At 69.4% G+C, this 25,168-nt stretch carries 20 protein-coding genes, 1 tRNA gene and 1 pseudogene; 9 read left to right on the forward strand and 13 right to left on the reverse strand.

What is annotated here, in order from left to right:
• Positions 1-195 precede the first annotated feature (195 nt).
• Positions 196-2,640 (forward strand): RNA polymerase sigma factor RpoD, encoded by a 2,445-nt coding sequence (gene rpoD, locus C7H73_RS12005; RefSeq protein WP_106846861.1) that lies wholly within the window; start codon positions 196-198, stop codon positions 2,638-2,640.
• 111 nt (positions 2,641-2,751) lie between these two features.
• Here rpoD and C7H73_RS12010 read toward each other — a convergent pair whose 3' ends face one another.
• Complete coding sequence (locus C7H73_RS12010; RefSeq protein WP_106846862.1) at positions 2,752-3,141, reverse strand: TetR/AcrR family transcriptional regulator; 390 nt, start codon at positions 3,139-3,141, stop codon at positions 2,752-2,754.
• 66 nt (positions 3,142-3,207) lie between these two features.
• Here C7H73_RS12010 and C7H73_RS12015 point away from each other — a divergent pair, with 66 nt between their 5' ends.
• A complete protein-coding gene (locus C7H73_RS12015; protein WP_106846863.1) occupies positions 3,208-4,230 on the forward strand; it encodes an NADP-dependent oxidoreductase in 1,023 nt (340 codons plus the stop codon).
• A gap of 205 nt (positions 4,231-4,435) precedes the next feature.
• Positions 4,436-5,389 carry a ketopantoate reductase family protein gene (locus C7H73_RS12020; protein WP_106846864.1) on the forward strand — a complete coding sequence of 318 codons (954 nt, stop codon included), beginning with the start codon at positions 4,436-4,438 and terminating at the stop codon, positions 5,387-5,389.
• 50 nt (positions 5,390-5,439) lie between these two features.
• Here the strand turns inward: C7H73_RS12020 and C7H73_RS12025 are convergent.
• Positions 5,440-6,639: pseudogene (locus C7H73_RS12025) on the reverse strand (CaiB/BaiF CoA transferase family protein).
• 216 nt (positions 6,640-6,855) lie between these two features.
• On the opposite strand from C7H73_RS12025, the gene C7H73_RS12030 reads away from it, so the two are divergent.
• Together C7H73_RS12030 and C7H73_RS12035 are read left to right on the forward strand one after the other, a co-directional pair.
• Positions 6,856-7,164 carry a winged helix-turn-helix transcriptional regulator gene (locus tag C7H73_RS12030; RefSeq protein ID WP_106846865.1) on the forward strand — a complete coding sequence of 103 codons (309 nt, stop codon included), beginning with the start codon at positions 6,856-6,858 and terminating at the stop codon, positions 7,162-7,164.
• A gap of 94 nt (positions 7,165-7,258) precedes the next feature.
• Entirely contained in the window at positions 7,259-7,618 is a 360-nt protein-coding gene (locus tag C7H73_RS12035) for an FKBP-type peptidyl-prolyl cis-trans isomerase (RefSeq protein ID WP_106846866.1), read from the forward strand.
• A 71-nt stretch (positions 7,619-7,689) separates the two neighbouring features.
• Here the strand turns inward: C7H73_RS12035 and C7H73_RS12040 are convergent, their stop codons facing one another.
• The 4 genes from C7H73_RS12040 to ppsA all read right to left on the reverse strand — a co-directional run bounded on the left by C7H73_RS12040 (position 7,690) and on the right by ppsA (position 13,093).
• Positions 7,690-8,169: a hypothetical protein gene (locus tag C7H73_RS12040; RefSeq protein ID WP_106846867.1), complete on the reverse strand. Its 480-nt coding sequence runs from the start codon at positions 8,167-8,169 to the stop codon at positions 7,690-7,692.
• 101 nt (positions 8,170-8,270) lie between these two features.
• A complete protein-coding gene (locus C7H73_RS12045; protein WP_106846868.1) occupies positions 8,271-10,358 on the reverse strand; it encodes a VC_2705 family sodium/solute symporter in 2,088 nt (695 codons plus the stop codon).
• The gene (locus C7H73_RS12050) at positions 10,351-10,692 is read right to left on the reverse strand and encodes a DUF4212 domain-containing protein (protein WP_106846869.1); all 342 of its coding nucleotides are present in this window, start codon (positions 10,690-10,692) and stop codon (positions 10,351-10,353) included. The genes C7H73_RS12045 and C7H73_RS12050 overlap by 8 nt, the downstream gene beginning before the upstream one ends.
• Positions 10,693-10,702: 10 nt before the next feature.
• A complete protein-coding gene (ppsA, locus tag C7H73_RS12055; RefSeq protein ID WP_106846870.1) occupies positions 10,703-13,093 on the reverse strand; it encodes a phosphoenolpyruvate synthase in 2,391 nt (796 codons plus the stop codon).
• 228 nt (positions 13,094-13,321) lie between these two features.
• On the opposite strand from ppsA, the gene ppsR reads away from it, so the two are divergent.
• On the forward strand, positions 13,322-14,152 hold the full coding sequence (gene ppsR / locus C7H73_RS12060; protein WP_106846871.1) for a posphoenolpyruvate synthetase regulatory kinase/phosphorylase PpsR: 831 nt from the start codon (positions 13,322-13,324) through the stop codon (positions 14,150-14,152).
• Between the two features lie 39 nt (positions 14,153-14,191).
• Here ppsR and C7H73_RS12065 read toward each other — a convergent pair whose 3' ends face one another.
• From C7H73_RS12065 to C7H73_RS12080, 4 genes are read right to left on the reverse strand one after another with little or no spacing between them, the layout of a single operon-like run.
• Complete coding sequence (locus C7H73_RS12065) at positions 14,192-15,364, reverse strand: ABC transporter permease (RefSeq protein WP_106846872.1); 1,173 nt, start codon at positions 15,362-15,364, stop codon at positions 14,192-14,194.
• A 2-nt stretch (positions 15,365-15,366) separates the two neighbouring features.
• Positions 15,367-16,548 carry an ABC transporter permease gene (locus C7H73_RS12070; RefSeq protein ID WP_227001338.1) on the reverse strand — a complete coding sequence of 394 codons (1,182 nt, stop codon included), beginning with the start codon at positions 16,546-16,548 and terminating at the stop codon, positions 15,367-15,369.
• Complete coding sequence (locus C7H73_RS12075; protein WP_106846873.1) at positions 16,545-17,627, reverse strand: HlyD family secretion protein; 1,083 nt, start codon at positions 17,625-17,627, stop codon at positions 16,545-16,547. The genes C7H73_RS12070 and C7H73_RS12075 overlap by 4 nt, the downstream gene beginning before the upstream one ends.
• Positions 17,624-19,054, reverse strand: coding sequence for a TolC family protein (locus C7H73_RS12080; RefSeq protein WP_405124793.1), 1,431 nt, complete (start codon positions 19,052-19,054; stop codon positions 17,624-17,626). Before C7H73_RS12080 ends, C7H73_RS12075 begins: the two co-directional genes overlap by 4 nt.
• Before the next feature lie 229 nt (positions 19,055-19,283).
• Here C7H73_RS12080 and C7H73_RS12085 point away from each other — a divergent pair, with 229 nt between their 5' ends.
• Together C7H73_RS12085 and galU are read left to right on the forward strand one after the other, a co-directional pair.
• Positions 19,284-22,151: a valine--tRNA ligase gene (locus C7H73_RS12085; RefSeq protein ID WP_106846875.1), complete on the forward strand. Its 2,868-nt coding sequence runs from the start codon at positions 19,284-19,286 to the stop codon at positions 22,149-22,151.
• A gap of 98 nt (positions 22,152-22,249) precedes the next feature.
• Complete coding sequence (gene galU / locus C7H73_RS12090) at positions 22,250-23,137, forward strand: UTP--glucose-1-phosphate uridylyltransferase GalU (RefSeq protein ID WP_106846876.1); 888 nt, start codon at positions 22,250-22,252, stop codon at positions 23,135-23,137.
• A 58-nt stretch (positions 23,138-23,195) separates the two neighbouring features.
• Here galU and C7H73_RS12095 read toward each other — a convergent pair whose 3' ends face one another.
• The 3 genes from C7H73_RS12095 to cysM form a co-directional block, all read right to left on the reverse strand.
• Complete coding sequence (locus C7H73_RS12095) at positions 23,196-23,423, reverse strand: sulfurtransferase TusA family protein (RefSeq protein ID WP_106846877.1); 228 nt, start codon at positions 23,421-23,423, stop codon at positions 23,196-23,198.
• A 9-nt stretch (positions 23,424-23,432) separates the two neighbouring features.
• Complete coding sequence (locus C7H73_RS12100) at positions 23,433-24,008, reverse strand: NUDIX hydrolase (RefSeq protein WP_106846878.1); 576 nt, start codon at positions 24,006-24,008, stop codon at positions 23,433-23,435.
• Between the two features lie 71 nt (positions 24,009-24,079).
• A complete protein-coding gene (gene cysM, locus C7H73_RS12105) occupies positions 24,080-24,985 on the reverse strand; it encodes a cysteine synthase CysM (protein WP_106846879.1) in 906 nt (301 codons plus the stop codon).
• A gap of 43 nt (positions 24,986-25,028) precedes the next feature.
• Between cysM and C7H73_RS12110 the strand changes: the two genes are divergently transcribed.
• Positions 25,029-25,113 (forward strand) — tRNA-Leu (locus C7H73_RS12110).
• The last annotated feature ends 55 nt before the right edge of the window (positions 25,114-25,168 follow it).

Raw genomic sequence — 25,168 nt, forward strand, 5'->3', positions numbered from 1 at the left:
GGACCAGGCGACCGTGACCAGAGCGCACAACCGCCCACCCTCCCGCAAGGGCTGCACACCAAATGATCGCCCGGACATCTTGCCTCAGCCCCTCGATTCACTCATGGCCCTGCCCATGCCGTGCCCGCGCGCACCGGCAGCCGCGGCGCCGCTTGTGTTTTCTTTGTGTGCCCGTTTTTGACCCAGAGGTTGTCCATGCCCGCTCAAAAGTCCGCGAAGTCGCCCAAGTCCACCGCCGCCGCACCGGCCCAGGCCAAGTCCGCTGCAACCCCTGTGAAAACCGCCGCCAAGGCCGCTGCCAAGACCACCCCCGCCAAGGCTGCGGGAGCGGCTGCAGCAGCGCCCTCGACCGCGCCGAAAGCCAAGACCACCGTGCCCACCAGTCCCAAGACCGCTGCCGAACTGAAAAAAGCCGCCGATGAGCTGCTGAAGAAAAAACCCGCCCGCGCCGCCAAGGCCGCCGCGCCCGAAGGCGAGGCCGCCGAGGCCGCCGAACCTGCCAAGAAGAAGGCTGCGCGCGCCCCCAAGGCCGCCGCTGCCCCGGCTGCTGCCAAGACGGCCGCCGCCAAGGCCCCGGCCAAACGCGGGCGCAAGCCCAAGGCCAAGGAAGAGGCGGAGGACGACGCCGACCTGTCGGACATCGAATCCGACCTGGAAGGCGAGCCCGAGGCCGAGCCCGAGGCGCCTGCCGCCGACGTCAGCGCGCCTGTCGAGAAGGTCAAGCCGCTGCGCATGAAGATCAGCAAGGCCAAGGAACGCGCCTTGATGAAGGAATTCGGCCTGGACGAGACCGTCTTGTCCGAAGAGGACATGGCCAAGCGCCGCTCGCAGCTCAAGAAGCTGATCACGCTGGGCAAGACGCGCGGCTACCTGACGCAGGGCGAGATCTCCGACCACCTGCCCGACAAGCTGGTGGACGCCGAGACCATGGAAGTGGTGGTGGCCATGCTCAGCGACATGGGCGTGGCCGTCTATGAGCAGACGCCCGACGCCGAGACGCTGTTCCAAAACAACGTGACGCCCACCGCCACCACGGTGGAAGAGGCCGAAGAAGAGGCCGAGGCGGCCCTGTCCACCGTGGACAGCGAGTTCGGCCGCACCACCGACCCGGTGCGCATGTACATGCGCGAGATGGGCACGGTGGAGCTGCTCACGCGCGAGGGCGAGATCGAGATCGCCAAGCGCATCGAGGGCGGCCTGATGGACATGATGGAGGCCATCAGCGCATCGCCTGCGACCATCGCCGAGATCCTCAACATGGCCGAGGAAATCCGCAGCGGCAAGGTCGTCATCTCCGCCGTGGTGGACGGCTTCTCCGACCCCGACGAGGCCGACGACTACGTGGCCGAGGAAGACTTCGACGAGTACGACGAGGACGACGACGACGACGGCAAGGGCGGCTCCAAGGCCATGACGCGCCTGCTGGAAAAGCTCAAGAACGAGGCGCTGGAGCGCTTTGACGAGCTGCGCGCGCTGTTCGAGAAGATGCACAAGATCTACGACAAGGAGGGCTACGGCAGCCCGTCGTACATGAAGGTGCAGCGCGAGATCTCCACCAAGCTGATGACCATCCGCTTCACGGCCAAGACCATCGAGAAGCTGTGCGACATGGTGCGCGCGCAGGTGGACGACGTGCGCAAGAAGGAGCGCGAGCTGCGCCGCATCATCGTGGACAAGTGCGGCATGCCGCAGGAGATGTTCATCAAGGAGTTCCCGGCCAATCTGCTGAACCTGCAGTGGGTCGAGAAGCAGGCTGCCGCGGCCAAGCCCTGGAGCACCGTGATGGAGCGCAACATCCCGCCGGTGCAGGAGCTGCAGCAGAACCTGATGGACCTGCAGGCGCGCGTGGTGGTGCCGCTGACCGAGCTCAAGGCCATCAACAAGCGGATGAACGCCGGCGAAGCCAGCTCGCGCGACGCCAAGAAGGAGATGATCGAGGCCAACCTGCGCCTGGTGATCTCGATCGCCAAGAAATACACCAACCGCGGCCTGCAGTTCCTGGACCTGATCCAGGAAGGCAACATCGGCCTGATGAAGGCGGTGGACAAGTTCGAATACCGCCGCGGCTACAAGTTCTCGACCTACGCCACGTGGTGGATCCGCCAGGCGATCACCCGGTCCATCGCGGACCAGGCGCGCACCATCCGCATCCCGGTGCACATGATCGAGACCATCAACAAGATGAACCGCATCAGTCGCCAGCACCTGCAGGAGTTCGGCTTCGAGCCCGATGCGTCCATCCTGGCAGCCAAGATGGAGATCCCCGAGGACAAGATCCGCAAGATCATGAAGATCGCCAAGGAGCCGATCTCGATGGAAACGCCCATCGGGGACGACGACGACAGCCACCTGGGCGACTTCATCGAGGACACCAACAACACCGCGCCGGTGGACGCCGCCATGCAGGCCGGCCTGCGCGACGTGGTCAAGGACATCCTGGACGGCCTGACCCCGCGCGAGGCCAAGGTGCTGCGCATGCGCTTCGGCATCGAGATGAGCACCGACCACACGCTGGAAGAAGTCGGCAAGCAGTTTGACGTGACGCGCGAGCGCATCCGCCAGATCGAGGCCAAGGCGCTGCGCAAGTTGAAGCACCCCAGCCGCAGCGACAAGCTGCGCAGCTTCATCGATTCGCTGTAAGCCCTGCGGCCTGCAGCCGCGCGCCGCACCCAAGCCCCGGCCCCACGGCCGGGGCTTTTTTGTTGCTGCGTGACCGCAGCCGGCACGTCGCGGGATAGGGCCGAAAGCCCGCTACACCAGGATGGCGCCGGCAATGACGCCGAAAAGGCGATCGGCCCGAGCCGCGTGCGAGGGCTGCTCCCGCAGCCAGGCCAGCGCAGCGATGAGGTCGCGGCGCTCGTGGGTGAAGGCAATGGTTTCCTGCAGCCACGACACCAGGGCGCTGGCGGAGTCATCCTGCGTCTGAAGCGCATCCGCCCGCGCCGCCAGCGCCTCGAAGCTGGTGCGCAGCAGGGCTTGCAGCAGGGCCTCGCGGCTCGGGAAGTGGCGGTACAGCGTGCCCAGGCCGACTTGCGCCCTGCGGGCGATGTCGCGCAGCGAGGCATCGGCGCCCTGCTCGGCGAAGACCTCGCGGGCGGTGGCAAGCAGCCGGTCGTAGTTCTTTTGGGCATCGGCGCGCATGGGACTCCTTGACGAACGGATCAGTGCTCCGTTCACGGTCGCCCATTTCAGCTCAAGAAAGAAGCCATGTCCCTCCCGACGATGAAAGCCATCCGACAGCACGCGTTTGGCGGGCCGCAGGTGCTGCGCCACGAAGACGCCCCGATGCCCGTGCTGCAGCCCGGCGAAGTGCTGGTGCGCGTGCATGCGGCCGATCTCAATCCCCCCGATTGGTACCTGCGCGAGGGCTACAAGATGCTGCCGCCCGAGTGGCAGCCCAAGGTGTCCTTCCCCGTGATCCTCGGGACGGATGTCTCCGGCGTGATCGCAGCGGTGGCCGATGGCGTCGAGGACTTCGCGGCCGGCGACGAGGTGTATGCCATGGTCTGCTTTCCCGATGGCCTCGCGGGCGACAGCCGCGCCTATGCCGAATATGTGAGCGTGCCAGCCACGCAGGTCACCCGCAAACCACAGGCCATCGACCACGTCCACGCGGCGGCGGCGCCCATGTCGCTGCTGACGGCGTGGCAGTTCCTGATCGAGCCGGGGCACGACGCGCCCAATCCGCTGCAGCCCCATGGGCACGAGCCGGTGCCGCTGGCGGGCAAGGCCGTCGTGGTCAACGGGGCGGCGGGCGGCGTCGGGCACTTCGCGCTGCAGCTGGCGAAAGGGCAAGGCGCGCGCGTCATTGCCGTGGCCTCAGGCGGGCACGAGGCCTTCCTGCGTGATCTCGGCGCCGATGAGTTCATCGACTACACACAGGCCGCTGCCGAGGAGGTGGTGCGTGGCGCCGATCTGGTCGTCGATGCCGTGGGCGGCCCTGCCACCGGCCGCTTTCTGCGCACGCTCAAGCGGGGCGATGCACTGTTTCCGGTCTTCCCGCTGGGTTTCTCCGGCGCCGCAGAGGCGCAGAGGCTGGGCGTCACGGTCTCGACGACACAGGTGCGCTCCAGCGGCGCGCAACTGGGGCAGCTGGCAGACCTGCTCGATACGGGGACGGTCCGCGTGGCCATCGACAGCGTCTTTCCCCTGGCGGATGCGCACCAGGCCCACGAGCGGGCAGCGCAAGGGCATATCCGCGGAAAGATCGTTCTCTCGGTCATTGGCTGAAAGGCGAAGCGGGCCAAGGGCCGCCAGCCCCCGCCAGGGAAGCGATCCACTGATGGATATTTTGAGCAAAAACGACCCCTGGCGCCCGCCAGCAAAGCGCAGGCAGCTCACCTTTCGATAGCACCATCCTGGCCAGGGCCGGGGACGAGTCGGCGCGTGGGCGGGTGCAAGACAATGGGTGTTCTTTCCTTCCTCCCCCTCCGCCATGCACGCCCAAAGCCCCACGCCCGCCCCCGCCCTGCCCGGCCCGCTGCGCATCGCCGTCATGGGCGCAGGCGCCGTGGGCTGCTACTTCGGTGCGCTGCTGGCGCGCGCCGGGCACGACGTGGTGCTGATCGGCCGGCCCGCGCATGTGCAGGCCATCCAGGCGCGCGGCCTGCGGCTGCAGACCGCCACCGAGGATGTGCACGTGCCCCTGGCCGCCAGCACCGAGCCGCAGGCCGTGCAGGGCGCCGATGCCGTGCTGCTGTGCGTGAAGTCCACCGACACGGAGGACGCGGCGCGGCAGATCCTGCCGCACCTGGCGCCGGGCGCGCTGGTGCTGACGCTGCAAAACGGCGTGGCGGGCGACGAACGCGCCCGCGCCGTGCTGGGCCCTGCGCACCCGGTGGCCGCGGCCGTGGTCTATGTGGCTACCGCCATGGAGGGCGCCGGCCACGTGCGCCATTACGGGCGCGGCGAGCTGGTCATTGCCCCCGCCCCCGGCAGCGAGCGGCTGGCGCAGGCCCTCAGTGCGGCCGGCATCCCGACCCAGGTCTCGCCGGACGTGCGCGGCGCGCTCTGGGCCAAGCTGGTCATCAACTGCGCCTACAACGCGCTGTCGGCCCTGACCCAGCAGCCCTACGGCTGGCTGGCCGCGCAGGACGGCGCGGGCGAGGTGATCGCCGACCTGGTGGAAGAATGCCTGGCCGTGGCCCGTGCGGACGGGGTGCGCCTGCCCGGCGACATCCACGCCGCCGTGCGCGGCATCGTCCTCACCATGCCGGGCCAGCGCTCGTCCACGGCGCAGGACCTGGCGCGCGGCCGGCCCACGGAGATCGAGCACCTCAACGGCTACGTGGCCCGCCGCGGCGCCGCCCTGGGGGTGCCCACGCCGGTGAACCACGCCCTGCGCGTGCTGGTGCGCATGGCCGAGGCTGCGGCGCATCAAAAAGCATAGCTGCCCGCGCTTGTCCAGCAAGCGCTGGAGGCTGAAAACACCCTTGGTTTTCAGGCCACGGCCGCGGCAGCGCGCAGCTGCTGCACCTGCTCGGGCCCATAGCCCAGGCCGGCGAGCAGCGCCGCCGTGTGCTCGCCCAGGCGCGGCGGGTCGCTGCGCACGGGCAGGCGCTGGCCGTCCAGGCGCAGCGGCAGCAGCGTGGTGCGCGCCGTCTGGCCGGCGCGCGCACCGTCGGGCAGGGTGATGTCGGCCAGGCCGCCGGTGGCGTTCAGGTGCGGGTCGTCGAACAGCTGCTCGGGCCGGGCGATGGGCGCGAACGGCAGGCCGTGGCGCTCGAAGATGGCGGCCAGCGCCTCGGCCGTATGGCCGGCCAGGCGGCGGCGCAGCTCCGGAACAAGCGTGGGCCGGGCACGCACGCGGTCGTTGTTGCTGGCCAGCTGCGGGTCGGCGCGCAGGTCCGCGTAGCCCATGGCGTCGCAAAAGGTCTGCCACTGCGCGTCGCTCACCGCGGCCAGGAAGATCTGGCCGCCCTCCTGGACGCTGAACACGTCGTACAGGCCCCAGGACGAGATGCGCTCGGGCATGGGCGCGGCGGGCTGGCCCGTGACGGCGTACTGCATCATGTGCTGGCCGACCAGGAAGACGTTGTTCTCGAACAGCGCCGCATCCACCTCCTGCCCCCGGCCCGTCTGCGCGCGCTGCATCAGCGCGGCCATGGCGCCAATGGCGCCGAACATGCCGCCCATGATGTCGTTGACGCTGGCGCCCGCGCGCAGCGGGTCGCCCGGGCGGGCGGTCATGTAGGCCAGGCCGCCCATCATCTACACCACCTCGTCCAGCGCCGTGCGGTGCTCGTACGGTCCGGGCAGAAAGCCCGTGTGGTTCACGTAGATCAGGCGCTCGTTCAGGCGCGACAGGGCGGCATAGTCCAGCCCGTACCTGGCCATCACGCCGGGCCTGAAGTTCTGCGCCACCACGTCGGCGCTGGCGGCCAGGCGGATCGCCACCTCCAGCCCCGCGGGCTGGCGCAGGTCGATGGCGATGCTCTTCTTGTTGCGGTTGAACATGGGAAAGAACCCCGCACCCGCACCCAGCAGGTGGCGCGTGCGGTCGCCCTCTACGGGCTCGACCTTGATGACCTCCGCGCCCAGGTCGCCCAGCACCATGCCGCAGGTGGGGCCCATGACCATGTGGGTGAATTCGACGACGCGGATGCCGGCAAGCGGCAGCGGCTGGGCACAGGTATTCATGCGGCGGATGGCAAAGGGAAAGCCCGAGCATACGGCGCCCGGATGACCCATGTTTTATGGCCCTGGCGCAATACAGTCGTGCGCCGGGAGCTACCAAACTTGTAGCAGCGGATTTTCCGCGTTATATTGCTATCGTTTTTTGCAAATGCCGTTCGGCCCTGCCTTGCGGTGCCCCGGCACACCGCCCTTTTCAACCCCGCGCAAGGAGAAGCGTTCATGAGCTCCAAGGAAAACGCCGCCGTCAACCAGCTCTTCGAGAAGCTCGAATGCCGCTACGCGCTGCGCGTGCTGTGGGCACTGCGCGACGGCCATCCGCAGACCTTCCGGCTGCTGCAAGACAGCGTGGGCGGCATCACGCCCAACACGCTGAACACCCGCATCAAGGAACTGCGCGAAGCCGGCCTGCTGGACCACGGCAGCGACGGCTACACCGTGACTACCGTCGGGCAGGACCTGCTCAAGCGCCTGTCGGACGTGCAGGCCTTTGCCACGCGCTGGTCCGCCGCGCGCACCCGCAAGGCCTGAGCCGCTGCGGCTTTTTCAAGCCTTTTCGGGCTCCAGCCCTTATGGGGCAAGCGCGAGCAGCTATTATTTTTGAAGTATCAGAAGGATTTTTTCCATGGCAACCCACACCACCGCATCCGGCCTGCAGTACGAAGACACCACCGTGGGCGAGGGCGCCGAGGCCCGCGCCGGTCAGTCGGTGCGCGTGCATTACACGGGCTGGCTCTACAACGACGGCCAGCAGGGGGCCAAGTTCGATTCCAGCCGCGACCGGGGCGACCCGTTCGAGTTTTCGCTGGGCGCGGGCATGGTCATCAAGGGCTGGGACGAGGGCGTGCAGGGCATGAAGGTGGGCGGCCAGCGCACGCTGATCATCCCGGCGGCCCTGGGCTATGGCGCGCGCGGCGCGGGCGGCGTCATCCCGCCCAATGCCATGCTGAAGTTCGACGTGGAGCTGCTGGGCGTGGGTGGCTGAGCGCCCTGCCCTCCAGCAACGACAAAGCGGCCCTCGGGCCGCTTTTTCATGGTGCTGTGCGGCCGGGCCGGTCAGTCGAACAGCGCCCGGCCCAGGCGGGCGTATTTCGCCTCGCCCACCGCTTCGCGCAGGCGCGGCGCCAGCTGGGCCAGCTCGTCGTAGCTGGTGGTGCCCTCCACCGCCAGGTTCAGCCGAAAGCCGCGCAGGCCCAGGCCGGCCGTCAGTTCGATGGCGATGGGGTAGGCCTCTTGGTAGCGCTCCGTGCTGCTGCGCGTGCCGGCCTGCTCATCGCCGCCCGCCGACTGGGCAGCGCCATTGACCCCGGCAGGCGTGCCGCCGCCCGCGGACGCGGATGCATGCAGCAGGCCCTGGTCCAGCATGGACTGCACATCGTCCATGGTGATGCCCATGGGAGCGGTGGCGCTCAGCACCTGCTCTACCGTGCGTTTGCCATCAAACAGGATGAAGGCCGAACGCTGGCGTGGGCTCAGGCTGGTGCCGTGCCGCTCCTTGAGCGCCTGCTGGCCCGTCTCTGTCTTCAAGAAAATCATGGGTCAGGTGCCCTCCTGTCAATGTTGCAACAGGGTCGCACGAATGTTCCCATTTGTGAATGGGGCATGACCCGGCGCAAGGCCGCAGGCAGGCCGCGGTGCTACAGGCCGTCCGGCGCCACGCGGGGCGCGCGGCCCGGCCGCGTGGCCACACTGACGGCCCATGCCACCAGCAACCCGGTGGGCACGCCGAAGACGCCCGCGGAGATGGGGTGGATGCCGAACCACAGGCCGTCGGGCAGCAGCACGCGGGGCACCACCTCGTGCACCCAGTCCACCTGGGCCATCAGGTAGTACACGGTGACCGCGAGGCCCGACACCATGCCGGCCACCGCCCCCTGGCGCGTGGTGCCGCGCCAGAAGATCCCCAGCACCATCGCCGGCACGAAAGCCGAGGCGGCGATAGAAAACGAGGCGGAGACGATGGGCAGGATCTCGGACGGCTTGAGCGCCGCCACGAAGGCGGCCGACAGTGCCACCGACAGCAGCGTGAACTTGGTGAGGATCACCCGCTGCTCGGGCGAGGCGCGCTTGCGCGTTTCCTGAAAGTACAGGTCGCGCACCAGGGCGTTGCTGATGGTCAGCAGCAAGCCGTCGGCCGTGGACAGGGCCGCCGCCAGCCCGCCCGCGGCCACCAGGCCGGCAACCACATACGGCAGGCCGCCGATCTCCGGGGTGGCCAGCACGATCAGGTCGGCGCCGAAGCGGATCTCGCCGAACTGCACGATCCCGTCGCCGTTCATGTCCTCCACCGACACCAGCGACGCGTCCACCCGCGACCACTGCGCCAGCCAGTTGGGCAGCTCGCCGAAGCTGCTGCCCACCAGGTTGTTCATGACCTCGAACTTCACCAGTGCGGCCAGCGCCGGCGCGCTCAGGTACAAGAGCGCGATGAACACCAGCGACCAGGCCACCGAGGTGCGCGCCGCCGCCACCGAGGGCACCGTGTAGTAGCGCGTGAGCAGGTGCGGCAGGCCGGCCGTGCCCACCATCAGGCAGAACATCAGCGCCAGGAAGTTGCGCCGCGCGTGGTCGAAGGCCTGCTGCTGCGCGGGCGTGCCGTCCGGCTCGCCCACAAAGGCCTGGCTGTGCCGGGGCAGGCCGCCCAGCAGGCGGGCGCGCTCGGCGTTGGCCTGCATCTCGCGCGTCCACAGCTCGCGCGCCACGGTCTCGTTGCGCGGCATGTTGGCCAGCTCGCGGCTGGCGGCCACGATCAGGCCCACGTCGGCGTTTTGCGCGCGCAGGCGCTGGATGCGTTCGCTGGTGGCGCGCCGCTCGCGCGCCAGCGCGGCGGGCACGTCGGCCAGGCGGGCCTCGTACTCGCGGGCGCGCTGCAGATAGGCTTCGATCACCTCATGCTCGGCGCTGTCGGCCAGCAGCACCTCCTCCAGGCTGGCGATCTTGCCGATCTGCGTGCCGGCCACCAGCGGCGCCACCGGGTTGCCCAGCTGCTTGTAGGCGAGCCACGACACGGGGATCAGAAAGGCCAGCAGGATGACCATGTACTGCGCCACCTGCGTCCACGTGATCGCCCGCATGCCGCCCAGGAAGGAGCACAGCAGCACGCCCCCGAGGCCGAGCATGATGCCGATCTCGAACTGCACGCCGGTCAGGCGCGAGGCGATCAGGCCCACGGCGTAGATCTGCGCCACCACGTAGGTGAACGAGCACAGCACCGCCGACAGCGCCGCGATGATGCGCGGCCAGCGCCCGCCGAACCGCACCTGGAAGAAGTCGGGCACGGTGTACAGGTTCATGGCCCGCAGGTGGGGTGCGATCAGCAGGGCCACCAGCACGAAGCCACCCGTCCAGCCCAGCAGGTAGGCCAGGCCGCCCGGCTGCTCGGATGTGCCGGAAAAGCCCTGCAGGTACAGCGCCCCGGACAGGCTGATGAAGGACGCGGCGCTCATCCAGTCGGCCGCTGCCGCCATGCCGTTGTAGAGGGGCGGGATGCGCCGCCCGGCCACGTAGTACTCCTCCGGGTCGGTGGTGCGGCCACAGACGCCGATCACGGCATAGGCCATGACGGTGAGGAACAGGAAGATGGGCCCGATCCACTGGCGCGACAGGCCGTTTTGCTCGGCCCAGGCCATCAGGCCCACGAAGCCCAGCAGGCCGGCGACGTAGAACGCCAGCGCCCGGTTCAGGCGCCGCACGTAGGAGCGCCGGTTGCGCCGTCTTTCAAGCATCGTCGGGCGGCGCCCACACAGGGGCGGCGACAGGCGCGGAGGCGGCGGCCTCGGCGTCCTGGCGCTCGAAGCGGTTCATGGCCAGGCAGTAGATCCAGACGATGGCGATGAAGATCAGCACCGCCCCCTGCGAGGCCAGCCAGTAGCTGAAGGACCAGCCGGTCACGCCGAACTGCAGTTCGCGCGCGAAATAGCTGGCCCCGAAGGACACCAGCGCCCACACCAGCAGCAGCCCCAGCTTGAGCCACAGGTGCCGCACGTCGTGCAGATCGGGCGCAAACAGCGTCTCGCCGTGCTCCGGCTCCGTGGCGAGCGTGCGGCGCTGGTGGGGCATGGTGCGGCGGCTAGCGGGCCAGCTGCTGCCAGGTGGCGATCACGCTGTCCGGGTTCAGCGAGATCGAGGAGATGCCCTCATCGGCCAGCCACTGCGCGAAGTCGGGGTGGTCGCTGGGCCCCTGGCCGCAGATGCCCACGTATTTGCCCTGCGCGCGGCAGGCGCCAATGGCCTTTTTCAGCAGCGCCAGCACGGCCGGATCGCGCTCGTCGAAGTCCCGAGCCAGCAGCTCCAGGCCCGAGTCCCGGTCCAGGCCCAGGGTCAGCTGCGTCAGGTCGTTGGAGCCCACGGAGAAGCCGTCGAAGTACGCGAGGAACTCCTCGGCCAGCACGGCGTTGCTAGGCACCTCGCACATCATGATGAGCTTGAGATCGTTCTCGCCGCGCTTCAGGCCGTGCTGGGCCAGCAGCTGCGTGACGCGGTCGGCCTGCCCCAGGGTGCGCACGAAGGGCACCATGACCTGCACGTTGGTCAGCCCCATCTCGCCGCGCACGCGCTTGAGGGCCTCGCATTCCATGGCGAAGGCTTCGCCGAAATCCTGGCTGATGTAGCGCGCCGCGCCGCGAAAGCCCAGCATGGGGTTTTCTTCCTCGGGCTCGTAGCGGCTGCCGCCGATCAGCTTGCGGTACTCGTTGGACTTGAAGTCCGACAGCCGCACGATGACGGGCTTGGGCCAGAACGCCGCGGCAATGGTCGCCACGCCTTCGGCCACCTTGTCCACGTAGAAGGCGCGCGGCGAGGCGTGGCCGCGCGCCACGCTTTCCACCGCCTTCTTCAGGTCGGCATCGACGTTGGGGTAGTCCAGGATGGCCTTGGGATGCACGCCGATGTTGTTGTTGATGATGAACTCCAGCCGCGCCAGGCCCACGCCCTCGTTGGGCAGCTGGGCGAAGTCGAAGGCCAGCTGGGGGTTGCCCACGTTCATCATGATCTTCACGTCGATGGGCGGCATCTCGCCGCGCTGCACCTCGGTGACCTCGGTCTCCAGCAGGCCGTCGTAGATGTGGCCGGTGTCGCCCTCGGCGCAGCTCACCGTGACGAGGGTGCCCTCCTTGAGGATGTCAGTGGCGTGGCCGCAGCCCACCACGGCCGGGATGCCCAGCTCGCGCGCAATGATGGCCGCGTGGCAGGTGCGCCCGCCACGGTTGGTGACGATGGCGCTGGCGCGCTTCATCACCGGCTCCCAGTTCGGGTCGGTCATGTCGGTCACCAGCACGTCGCCGGGCTGCACCTTGTCCATCTCGGCGATGTCGGACACCAGCCGCACCGGGCCGGTGCCGATCTTCTGGCCGATGGCGCGGCCCTCGGCCAACACCGTGCCCGTGCCTTTGAGCTTGAAGCGCTGCTCGGCCTGGCCCTTGGCCTGGCTCTTCACCGTCTCGGGCCGCGCCTGCAGGATGTACAGCAGGCCGTCCGTGCCGTCCTTGCCCCACTCGATGTCCATGGGGCGGCCGTAGTGCTGCTCGATGACCAGGGCGTAGTGCGCCAGTTGCTGCACCTCGTCGTCGGTGAGCGAATAGCGGTTGCGCTGCTCGGCGGCCACGTCGATGGTCTGCACCAGCTTGCCCGACGCGACCTTCTCCTCGGCCGAGGCGAACACCATCTGGACCAGCTTGCTGCCCAGATTGCGCCGGATCACCGCACGCTTGCCGGCGCGCAGCATGGGCTTGTGCACGTAGAACTCGTCGGGGTTCACCGCCCCCTGCACCACCGTCTCGCCCAGGCCGTAGCTGCTGGTGATGAACACCACGTCCTCGAAGCCGCTTTCGGTGTCGATGGTGAACATGACGCCGGCCGCGCCCTGGTCGGAGCGCACCATGCGCTGCACGCCGGCCGACAGCGCCACCACGTCATGTGCGAAGCCCTTGTGCACGCGGTAGCTGATGGCGCGGTCGTTGTAGAGGCTGGCGAAGACTTCCTTCATCTTGTGCAGCACGTCCTCGATGCCGACCACGTTCAGGAAGGTCTCCTGCTGGCCGGCGAACGATGCGTCCGGCAGGTCTTCGGCCGTGGCCGACGAGCGCACGGCAAAGCAGGCTTGCTCATTGCCCGCGCACAGCGTCTTGAAGGCGCCCCGCACAGCCGCCTCCAGGTCGGCCGGGAAGGGCTGGGCCTCGACCCAGCCGCGGATCTCGGCGCCGGCCGCGGCCAGGGCGCGCACGTCGTCGGTGTCCAGGGTGGCCAGGCGCTGGCTGATGCGAGCGGCCAGGCCCTCGTGGGCCAGGAATTGGCGGAAGGCGTGCGCCGTGGTGGCGAAGCCCGTGGGCACGCGCACCCCTTCGGGCAGCTGCGAGATCATCTCGCCGAGGCTGGCGTTCTTGCCGCCGACGACCTCGACGTCGTCCATCCTCAGGTTTTCAAAAGGTACGACCAGGGCGGTCGCCTCAAAGCGTGCAGACATGGGAATGCTCCAGAAGTTGAAACCGGCTTCGTGCCTGCCAGGGCGGAGCGAGAGAGGTCTGGCAGGCGGGCGCCCATGCAGCGGCCACGGCTTGGGTGTTGTGGTTGTGGGCCGGCGCAGTGCATGGGGACTTGGGAATAATGCGCGCCATTGTAGTGGCCGGCCCCAGCGCGTGCAGTGCGCGCCCGGGGCCCGCCCCAGCCCGTTCGACACTGCCCGAAGGCCCCCATGCTGCTTCCCCACACGCGCACCGTGTTCTACGTCTCCGACGGCACCGGCATCACCGCCGAGACCTTCGGCAACGCCATCCTGGCGCAGTTCGACATGCGCCCGCGCCACGTGCGCCTGCCCTTTACCGACACCGAGGACAAGGCCCACCAGGTGGTGCGCCAGATCAACCACACGGCGGAGCTGGAGGGCACCAAGCCCATCGTCTTCACCACGCTGGTGAACATGAGCGTGCTGCGCATCATCGAGGACGGCTGCAAGGGCATGCTGCTGGACATGTTCGGCACCTTCATCCGCCCGCTGGAGGCGGAGCTGGGCACCAAGTCGCACCACCGCGTGGGGCGGTTCTCGGACATCAGCATGTCCAAGGAATACAGCGACCGCATCGAGGCCATCAACTTCAGCCTGGACCACGACGACGGCCAGAGCCACCGCGACCTGATGGGTGCGGACGTGATCCTGGTGGGCGTGTCGCGCAGCGGCAAGACGCCCACCAGCCTGTACCTGGCCATGCAGCACGGGCTGAAGGTGGCCAACTACCCGCTCATCCCCGAGGACTTCGAGCGCCGCCAGCTGCCGCCCGCCCTGGTGCCGCACCGCAAGAAGATCTTCGGGCTGACCATCGACGCGCAGCGGCTGTCGCAGATCCGCAATGAGCGCCGGCCCGGCTCCAAATACGCCGACCTGGCCAACTGCCGCTACGAGGTCTCCGAGGCCGAGGCCATGATGCGCCGCTCGGGCATCCGCTGGCTGTCGTCCACCACCAAGAGCATCGAGGAGATCGCCACCACCATCCTGCAGGAGCTGCAGCCCGGGCGGCTGGCGTACTGAAGATCTGCTACCAATTCGATAGCTTCTGGCGCTTATCTCTCAAGCGCTGGAGGCCGATTTGGCTTCAAACGCCCCGCCGCCGCGCCTGCGTCCCAGCACCAGCATGGCGCTCCAGCCGACCAGCGCCAGCAGCGCCAGCCAGGCCAGCTGCGGCAGCACCGCCTCGACGGGCGCGCCGGCCTGGTTCAGCCGCAGCGACGCCTCGATGCCCGCCGTGCTGGGGGACAGCCAGCGCAGCCATTGCAGCAGTTCGGGCAGCGCCTCGGCCGGCCAGGTGAAGCCGCCCAGGAAGGCCAGCGGGATGGAGGTGAACATGGCTACCTGCAGCGCCCGCTCGCGCTCGGCCAGCCACCAGCCCAGCAGGCAGGCCAAGCCGGCCACCGCGGGCGTGAACACCGCCAGCAGCGCCAGCGCGCCCAGCGGATTGCCCCCGCGCGGGTAGTCCTGCCAGACGAAGATCCAGCCGAAGTAAAACAGCCCCGCCAGCCAGCCTGGCGTGCACAGCGCCAGCAGGCGCGCCAGCCAGGTGCGCGCATCGGCCTGCGCCACGCCCTGCTCGCGCCAGCTGCCCACCAGCAGCGCCCCGCCCATCAGCAGCGTCTGCTGCAGGATCAAGATGGCCACGGCCGCCACGACGAAGCTGCCATAGCCCTCGGTCGGATTGAACAGCGCCACCGATTGCAGGCTGACCGGCGCGCGGCTGGCCGCCGCCTGGGTCGCGCTTTGTCCGGCTGCCTGCAGGCGCCTCAGCTCCACCCCGGCCGAGACCGTGCCAAAGGCCTCAGCAAAGCCGTACTGCACCTGCTTGGCCGCCAGTGGATAGGCGCCGTTGGCATACACCGGCACCACCACCTGCGCCGCGCGCAGCACGTCGCGCTTGAAATCCGGGGCGATCAGCGCGTAGCCCTGCACGTCGCCCGCCAGCAGTGCCTGGCGCGCCTCGCGCTCGTCGCCCGTGACCAGCACGGGCGCGATGCGCGGACTGGCCTGGGCAAAGCGCAGCATCTGGCGCGACAGGCTGGAGGCGTCCTGCACCACCACGGCCACCGGCACCCGCTGCGCGACCTGCGGCGCATAGAACCAGGGGTAGAAAAAGCCGTAGAGCACCGGCGCGCCCAGCAGCAGCAGGGCAGCGCCCTGGTCACGCAGCAGCTGCGCCAGCGCGGCCAGCCACAGGCGCACGAAGCCTTCCTCGCGTGCAGGCGCGGCCATCACTAGCGGGCCCCCCAACGCTGCGGCAGCCGCCGCGCGCGCGCCAGGCCGGCGCTGGCCAGCGCCAGCAGCACCAGGGTGGCCAGCAGCAGGCCGGCCACCACCGGCAGGCTTTGCGCCACGGGTGCGCCCATCTGCCACTGTTGCAATTGCAGGCGCGCGTAGTGGGTGTAGGGCATGGCCTCGGCCCAGGTGCGCGCCCCGCCGCTCATGGCCAGCAGCGGAAAGCCCACGCCGCTGAACGCAAAGGCCGGCGCCGACAAAAGGCCCGCTCCCGACATCGCCTTGCGCAGCGACAGCGTGATGCCCGCCAGCGCCGCGCCGGCCGCCAGGCTCACCGCTACCAGCGCCGCCAGTGCGCAGGCGATCCAGGGCAGCGACCCCGCCACCGCCCAGCCGCGCAGCTGCGACAGGTAGACCAGGCCCGCCAGCGCGCTGCCCCACAGCAGCACCATCGGAATGGCCAGCTTGCCCAGCAGCGCCGCCAGTACGCCCCCCGCCCCGCCAACGCGCTCCAGCCACTGGCCCAGCGTGCGGTCGCGCAGTTCGCGCCCGACCGACCAGGCGCCCGCCGTCATGGCCAGGATGTGCACCAGCGCCGGCACCAGCGTGGTCGCCAGGAACTGCTCGTAGTTGGTGGACACGTTGAACAGCGCCACCAGCTGGGTGCGGATGGGCTCGAGGCGCACCGCCAGGACCTGCGCCGGCGTGCCGCGCTTGGCGGCGGCCTGCATCTGCACGCCCGCCGACAGCGTGCCCACCACCTGGCGCACGTCGCGCTGCACCAGGCTGGACGCGGTGGCCAGCTGCGCGTTGTGCAAGAGCGTGACAGTGGCGCTGGCGCCGCGCTTCACGTCGTGCGTGAAGCCGGGCGGGATGTGCACCACGCCATAGACCTGCATGCGCTGCAGCAGCGCCTGCGCCTCGCCGCGGTTCAGCGCCTCGGCCTGCACGCGCAGGCCAGGCGTGGCATCCAGCATGCGCACCAGCTGGCGCGCCAGGGGCGAGCCGCCGTCCTCGTTCCACACCGCAATCGGCAATCGCAGCGGCTGTCCGGCAGAAAAAATCCAGCACATCAGCGCGATGGCCAGCAGCGGCACCCAGCTGACCATGGCCCAGTCGCGCGGGCGGGCGCGCAGCAGGCGCCACTCGCGCCGCAGGCTGGCCGCAAAGGCAGCGCTCACACGCCGCCCTCGATCACCACGCTCATGCCTGGACGGGCGCCCTCGATGGGCGCCGTGGGCCGCGCCCGCACTTCGAACGTGCGGGCGTCAAAACCCTGGCTGCCGCGCGTGGTGCGCCAGGTGGCAAAGTCGGGCAGCACGGCCTGCCAGTACACCTCGAACTCGGCCGTGCGCCCCTGCAGCGCCGGCAGGCGGCCGGTGAAGCGCGTCCCCTGGGCAAAGCGCGCCAGCTGGTCCTCGCGCACGTTCAACACCAGCCACTGGTCCGCCAGATCGACCACGGTGACCACGGCCACGCCTTGGGGCGAGAGCTCGCCCTCGCGCGCCAGCACCTTGGCCACCTCGCCGGCCACCGGGCTGCGCAGCTGCGTCTCGGCCTGCGCCGCCTCCACTTCGGCGATGGCGCCGGCGGCGCGGCGCGTCTGCGCGTCGGCTGCCGCCTTGTCCTCGCTGCGCGCGCCGCTGGCGGCCAGCTGGTACTGGGCGCGCGCGGCATCGGCCTGGGCCTGGGCGGCGCGGGCGTTGGTCTGCGCCTCGTCGCGCTTTTGCGCAGACACCAGCCCCTGCGCGTACAGGCTTTGCACGCGCTGCCAGGAGGTCTGCGCCAGCTCGGCCGCGGCCTGGGCGCGTTGCCAGGCCAGCCGCGCCATCTGCACCTCCTCGGGCCGGGCGCCGCGCTCGGCCTTGTCGGCCACGGCCTGCGCGGCGTCGCGCGCGGCCTCGGCCTGGGCCAGCTTGGCGCGCACCTCGGGGCTGTCCAGCTCGACCAGCAGGTCGCCAGCCTTGATCTGCTGGCCCTCGCGCACGTGGACCTTAGCGATGCGCGCCGGCACCTTGCCGGCCACGTCGGTCTCGCGCGCCTCCATCTGGCCCTGGAAGTAAGCGGCCGGCGGCTGCGCCGCGCGCCAAAAACCCCAGACGACGAAAGCCAGCACGGCCAGGCCGATGAGCACGAAGCCCCACGGCACGCGGCGGCGGGGCTGGGGGACGGCGGCAGCTTGCGTGGGCGCTGGCGGCGCTGCAGCGGCTGGCGGAGGCGGCGGAGGCGGAGGTGGTGGGTTCTGCTCGGGATCGGTCATGGGGCGTCGGGGGTGATCTGGATGTCGGCCTGGGCCATGTGCTGCTCGAACTGCGCGCCCTGGCCGGTGCTCTCCAGCAGCGCGGCCAGGGCCTGCACGTACTGGTGGGCGGTCTGGGCGCGCTCGGTCTGCACCTTGGCCAGATTGAGTTCGGCGTCGATCAGCTCCAGCGCCGTGCCGGTGCCGGCCGCCAGGGCCGCGCGGCGCAGGCGCAGCAGTTCGCGCGCCAGGTCGTCCTGGGCCTGCTGGGCCAGGTACTGGGTGCGCGCGTGCTCCACGGCCAGCCAGTTCTTCTCGACCAGCAGGGCGATGTCTTCGCGCGCCTGCTGCTCGGTCAGGTCGGCCTGGTCGATCTTGGCCTGCGTGGCGGCGGCCAGCTGGTTGCGGTCGATGCTGTCCCACAGGGTGTAGCGCACGGCCACGCCGGCCACCCAGTTGGGCCGGCCGTGGGTGGCCAGCTCGTGCATGCCAAAGCCCAACACCTGCGGGCGGCGCAGGGCTTCCTGCGCATCGTGCAGCGCACCCGCCTGGCGGCGCTTGGCCTGCACCTTGGCCAAGCCCGGATGGTGCGCCCAGGCGGCGTCGATGAAGCGCGGCAGGGGCGCCAGGGGCCGGCTGTCCACGAACAAGGCATTGCTGGGCCGCACGGCAGCGCTCGCCTTCACGGTGCGCGCCAGCGCCGCGGCGGCCAGAGCGGCTTCATCGCCGGCCTTGCGCGCCTGCTGCTCGGCGTCGGCCAGCGCGGCGCGCGCCTGCAGGCGCTCCAGCTCGGAGATCACGCCGGCCGCCAGCATGCGGTCGGCCGCGTCGGCGTGCTCGCGCACCCCCGCCAGCGCGCGCTGGCGCAGCTGGGCGGCGCGCGCCGCCAGCTGGGCGCCGAAGTAGCGCTGCGCCAGCAGCGTCTGCTGGCTGAGCGTGGTTGAGGCGGCGTCGGCTTCGGCCTCGTCGGTCATGGCGTCCAGCTCGCCGCGCACGGCGTCGGCTAGCCCGCCCAGGTAGAGGGGCCACAGGAGCGAGGCGCTGGCCGAGGCGCGGTTGCCCTCGCGGTGCAGGCTCACGCTGGAGGGGATGGGCGGCAGCTGGCCCACGGCAGCGCCGACTGCGCCGCCGAGGGCAGGCGGCAGCAGGCCGACGATGTCCGAGAGCGACTGGCGCGCTGGGTCCAGGCGGATGTCGGCGCTGGCCGAGTAGTGGTAGGCCATGCCGGTGAGCGCCACGGACGGCCCGCCCAGGCCCTGCATGGCCTGGCGGCGCAGGCGCGCGCTCTCCACCTCGCGGGCGGAAGCCGCCAGGCGGTCGGAGCGGGTGAGCAGCAGCTGCCCTGCCTGCGCATAGCTGAGCGGCTGCGGCGCGGTCTGGGCATGGGCCGCCGTGCCCAGGCACAGGGCCAGCACCGCGGCTGTGCGAGAAAAGGACGGAAAGGGCACGATCGGCACGGGCAATCGGTCTGAAGCTGGATAAGCGCCGCATTGTGCCGGCGCCAGGCGCCGTCTGCCACCCCACGGCGTTGTGCGTGCAACAGGCCCCTGGCGGCCGTCGCCACAGCGCAGGAAGCTATCAAAATAGGAGCGACAGCGCTGCGAATAAAATGCCGACCATCTCCGATTCACCCACTGCCCGCAAGCGGCATCCCCCGGGATGCCGTTTTTCATTGCCATGAGCGACTCCCACACCCCGCAGCAACCCGGCCTTGCCAGCCTGTCCAAGTCTTTCGAGCCCGCCGCGCTGGAGGCGCACTGGGGGCCGGAGTGGGAGCGGCGCGGCTACGGCCGGGCCGGTGTGCGCGGCACCGGCCAGCCTCATGCGGACCAGCCGTCGTTTGCCATCCAGCTGCCACCGCCCAACGTGACGGGCACGCTGCACATGGGCCACGCCTTCAACCAGACCATCATGGACAGCCTGACGCGGTATCACCGCATGCTGGGCCACAACACGGTCTGGGTGCCGGGCACGGACCATGCCGGCATCGCCACGCAGATCGTGGTGGAGCGCCAGCTGCAGGCCGAAGGCAAGAGCCGCCACGACCTGGGCCGCCCCCAATTTATCGCCAAGGTCTGGGAGTGGAAGGAGCAGTCGGGCAACACCATCACCACGCAGATGCGCCGCATGGGCGACAGCGTGGACTGGAGCCGCGAGTACTTCACCATGGACGACAAGCTGTCCAAGGTGGTCACCGAGACCTTCGTGCGCCTGTACCGGCAGGGCCTGATCTACCGCGGCAAGCGGCTGGTCAACTGGGACCCGGTGCTGCAGTCCGCGGTCTCCGACCTGGAGGTGGAAAATGAGGAGCGCGACGGCTCGCTCTGGCACATCGCCTATCCGCTGTCCGACGGTTCGGGCCAGCTGGTGGTGGCCACCACCCGGCCCGAGACCATGCTGGGCGACGTGGCCGTTATGGTGCATCCCGAGGACGAGCGCTACGCGCACCTGATCGGCCAGACCGTGACGCTGCCGCTGGTCGGCCGCCAGATCCCCATCATTGCCGACGACTACGTGGACCGCGCGTTCGGCACCGGCGTGGTCAAGGTGACCCCCGCGCACGACAACAACGACTACGCCGTGGGCCAGCGCCACGGCCTGCCTTTGGAGGTGGTGCTGACCCTGGCCGCGACCATCAGCGACAACGCGCCCGAGCCGTACCGCGGCCTGGACCGCTTCGCCGCCCGCAAGGCCATCGTGGCTGACCTGGACGCGCAAGGCCTGCTGGTCGAGACGAAAAAGCACAAGCTGATGGTGCCGGTGTGCACCCGCACCGGGCAGATCATCGAGCCCATGCTGACCGACCAGTGGTTCGTCGCCATGTCCAAGGTTGGCGAAGGCGACGCTACGGGCAAGTCCATCGCCCAAAAGGCCATCGACGCCGTGGCCAGCGGCCAGGTGAAGTTCGTGCCCGAGAACTGGGTCAACACCTACAACCAGTGGATGAACAACATCCAGGACTGGTGCATCTCGCGCCAGCTGTGGTGGGGCCACCAGATCCCCGCGTGGTACGACGAGGCCGGCAACGTCTATGTGGCGGCGAGCGAGGCCGAGGCGCAGGCCCAGGCCGGCGCGGGCGCACAACTCACGCGCGATGCCGACGTGCTGGACACCTGGTATTCATCCGCTCTGGTGCCGTTCTCGACCATGGGCTGGCCTCATCAATCCGATGACGCGGCCGACGACTACCACCTGTACCTGCCCTCCTCGGTGCTGGTCACCGGCTACGACATCATCTTCTTCTGGGTGGCCCGGATGATCATGATGACCACGCACTTCACCGGCCGCGTGCCCTTCCGGCACGTGTACATCCACGGCCTGGTGCGCGACGCGCAGGGCAAGAAGATGAGCAAGTCCGAGGGCAACGTGCTCGACCCGGTGGACCTGATCGACGGCATCGCGCTGGAGCCCTTGCTGGACAAGCGCGCCACCGGCCTGCGCCGCCCCGAGACCGCGCCGAAGGTGCGCAAGGCCACGCAGGCGGAGTTTCCTCTGGGCATCCCCGCCTACGGCGCCGATGCGCTGCGCTTCACCTTTGCGGCGCTGGCGTCCCTGGGCCGCTCCATCAACTTCGACAGCAAGCGCTGCGAGGGCTACCGCAACTTCTGCAACAAGCTCTGGAACGCCAGCCGCTTCGTGCTGATGAACTGCGAGGGCTATGACTGCGGCCTGGACAACGCGCAGGGCTGCACCGAGGCGTACCTGCATTTCAGCCAGAGCGATCGCTGGATCGTCTCGCAGCTGCAAAAGGTGGAGGCCGAGGTCGCCAAGGGCTTTGCCGACTACCGCCTGGACAACGTCGCCAACGCCCTCTACGACTTCGTCTGGAACGAGTTCTGCGACTGGTACCTGGAGATCGCCAAGGTGCAGATCCAGACCGGCGACGCAGCGCAGCAGCGCGCCACGCGCCGCACGCTGATCCGCGTGCTCGAAGCCATCCTGCGCCTGGCGCACCCCATCATTCCCTTCGTGACCGAGGAGCTGTGGCAAAAGGTCGCGCCGGTGGCCGGCATCCAGGGCGAGTCGGTGGCGGTGGCTCCGTACCCGCAGGCGCAGCCGGCCAAGATCGACGAGGCCGCCATCGCCCACGTGGAGCGCATCAAGCAGGTGGTGGACGCCTGCCGCACGTTGCGCGGCGAGATGGGCGTGTCGCCCGCACAGCGCCTGCCGCTGCTGGTGGCGGGCGACGCGGCCTTCATGCGGGAGATCGCGCCGGTGCTGCAAAACCTGGCCAAGCTATCCGAAGTCCAGGTGTTCGACGACGAGGCCGCCTGGGGCCAGGCCGCCCAGGCCGCGCCGGTGGCGGTGGTGGGCGATGCGCGCCTGGCGCTGTTCGTCGAGATCGACGTAGCCGCCGAGCGCGCCCGCCTGGGCAAGGAAGCCGCGCGGCTGGAGGCCGAGATCGCCAAGGCCGGCGCCAAGCTGGCCAACGAGGCCTTCGTCGCCAAGGCCCCGCCGGCCGTCATCGCGCAGGAAAAGCAGCGCGTGTCGGACTACGGCGCAACCTTGGCGCGGCTGCGCGAACAGCTGGCAAGGCTGGGCTAACATCCTTTGCTGACCGCGGGCCGGGCTGCCTTTTTCCGTGAGGCGCCCGGCCCGCTTTTCATGTTTTCGCAAGAATCATCTGTCGTGAGGTACCCGTTTTGAGCGCCCCCACCCGCATCCGCAAAGCCGTCTTTCCCGTTGCCGGACTTGGCACCCGCTTCCTGCCCGCCACCAAGGCCTCTCCGAAGGAGATGCTGCCAGTGGTGGACAAGCCGCTGATCCAGTACGCCGTCGAAGAGGCCTACGAAGCGGGCATCCGCGACATGGTGTTCGTCACCGGCCGCAGCAAGCGGGCCATCGAGGACCATTTCGACACCTCCTACGAGCTGGAGAGCGAGCTGGAAGCCGCGGGCAAGCAGGCCATGCTGGAGTTGGTGCGCAGCGTCAGCCCGGATGACATGAACTGCCTGTTCGTGCGCCAGCCACGCTCGCTGGGTCTGGGGCACGCCGTGCTCTGCGCCGAGCCGCTGGTGGGCAACGAGGCGTTTGCCGTCATCCTCGCCGACGACCTGATGGTCGGCGTGAACGGCGGCCCCGGCGTCATGGCGCAGATGACGGGCGCCTTCAGCAAGCAGGGCCGCTCGCTGATCGCGGTGCAGGAAGTGCCGGCCGACCACACCCGCCGCTACGGCATCGTGCGCGGCGCCAGCGCCGGCGACTCGCTGCTGCGCGTCGAGGAGATCGTGGAAAAGCCCGCGCCGGAAAAGGCCCCCTCGCGCATGGGCGTGGCCGGGCGCTACGTGCTCACCCCGCGCATCTTCGAAGAGATCCGCAACCAGCCGCGCGGCGTGGGCGGCGAGATCCAGCTGACCGACGCCATCGCCCGCCTGATGCAGCACGAGGCCGTGTACGCCTATGAGTACGTGGGCAAGCGCTACGACTGCGGCAGCAAGGAAGGTTTTCTGGAGGCGACGGTGGAGCTGGCCCTGCAGCACCCGCAGGTGGGCGAGTATTTCCGCGAGTACCTGAAGACGCTGTCGCTCTGATTTTGATAGCTTCCCGCGCTTGACTGGCAAGCGCTGGAGGCCGATTTGGCTTGAAACCTCAGCGCCGGCGCAGCAGGTGGATGAACTCCGCGCCCTCGCTGCGCTGCTCCACCAGTTCGTTGCCGGTCTGCTTGGCGAACGCCTGGAAGTCGCGCAGCGAGCCCGTGTCGGTCGCCACCACGCGCAGCAGCTGGCCGCTGGCCATGCCGGCCAGGGCCTTCTTGGCGCGCAGGATGGGCAGCGGGCAGTTCAGCCCGCGCGCGTCCACTTCCTGGTCGATCTGCATGTCGTCGTCTCAATCCTTGGGTGACGGCGCCGGCGCATCCAGCCCGCGGCGGCGCTCGGCGTTCTCTTCGTCGGTGAAAAACACGGGCTCGTGCCCGCGGGTGCGCAGCCAGTCGGCCAGCGCATAACCGGTGCCGGCCGGCCAGCACTTGAGCTGGTGCAGGTCATAGAAGCGGTGGTCCACCAGCTCGGGAGACAGCCGCACCTGGCCCGTGGCCTGCACGTGAAAGGCGATGATGACCTGGTTCATGCGCAGGAACTCATACGCACCCACGAAGTGGATGGCGTGCGCGTCCAGGTTGGTCTCTTCCTTGACTTCGCGGGCGATGCCCTCCTGCGGCGACTCGCCCGCTTCCATGAAGCCGGTGATCAGCGCAAACATCTTGGGCGGCCACAGCGCGTTGCGCGCCAGCAGCACGCGCCCGTCCACCTCGACGATGGCGGCCAGCACCGGCGTGGGGTTGTTCCAGTGGGTAAAGCCGCAGGCCGGGCAGCGCAGGCGCTCCTTCGGTCCGCCATCCTCCATCTGCACCCTGGGCGCTAGCGCCGTCGCGCAGTGCGGGCAGAAGCGGTATTCGTATTGCATGCTGCGTTATTGATAGCTGCTTACGCTTGCGGGAAGCGGCTTGCAGGCACTTTTGGCACCTGAGACTGCCCTCAGACCGGAAAGACGCCGGTGGACAGGTAGCGGTCGCCCCGGTCGCACACCACGAAGACGATGGTCGCGTTCTGCTCACGCTCGGCGACCTGCTGCGCCACCCAGCAAGCGCCAGCGGCGGAGATGCCGCCGAACAGCCCTTCTTCGCGCGCCATGCGCCGTGCCATGTCCTCGGCGTCGTCCTGGCTGACCAGCACCAGCTCGTCCACCCTCTGCGGCTCGTAGATCTTGGGCTGGTATTCCTCGGGCCACTTGCGGATGCCGGGGATGCGCGAGCCCTCGGCCGGCTGCGCGCCGACGATGCGCACGCCCGGGTTCTTCTCGCGCAGGTAGCGCGACACGCCGGTGATGGTGCCGGTGGTGCCCATGGCGCTGACGAAGTGGGTGACGCGCCCGCCGGTCTGCTCCCAGATCTCGGGGCCGGTGGTCTCGTAGTGAATGCGCGGGTTGTCCGGGTTGGCGAACTGGTCGAGCACCACGCCCTTGCCCTGCCCCACCATCTGCTCGGCCAGGTCACGGGCGTATTCCATGCCGCCGCTCTTGGGCGTCAGGATCAGCTCGGCGCCGTAGGCCTTCATGGTCTGCGCACGCTCCACCGACAGGTCCTCGGGCATGATCAGCAGCAGGCGGTAGCCCTTGACGGCCGCCACCATCGCCAGGGCGATGCCGGTGTTGCCCGACGTTGCCTCGATCAGCGTGTCGCCCGGGCGGATGGCCCCGCGCTCCTCGGCCCCGCGGATCATGGACAGCGCCGCCCGGTCCTTGACCGAGCCGGCCGGATTGTTGCCCTCCAGCTTGCCCAGCACCACGTTGCCGCGCGCCGCGTTGGCTTCGGCGCCGATGCGCTGCAAAGCCACGAGCGGGGTGCGGCCGATGGCGTCTTCAATCGTCTGGTAGGTCGTCATACGACACTACTGTGCCATAATTTGCGACTTCGTTTTTGCGCCTGCCCGGGTGGTGGAATTGGTAGACGCAGGGGACTCAAAATCCCCCGCCGCAAGGCGTGCCGGTTCGATTCCGGCCCCGGGCACCAGGCATCAGAGCCGCTCCTGCTGGACCAGCAGGGGCGGCTTTTTTCATGGCGCCAC

Source organism: Pulveribacter suum (genome assembly GCF_003013695.1).
GTDB classification, from domain to species: Bacteria; Pseudomonadota; Gammaproteobacteria; order Burkholderiales; family Burkholderiaceae_C; genus Melaminivora; species Melaminivora suum.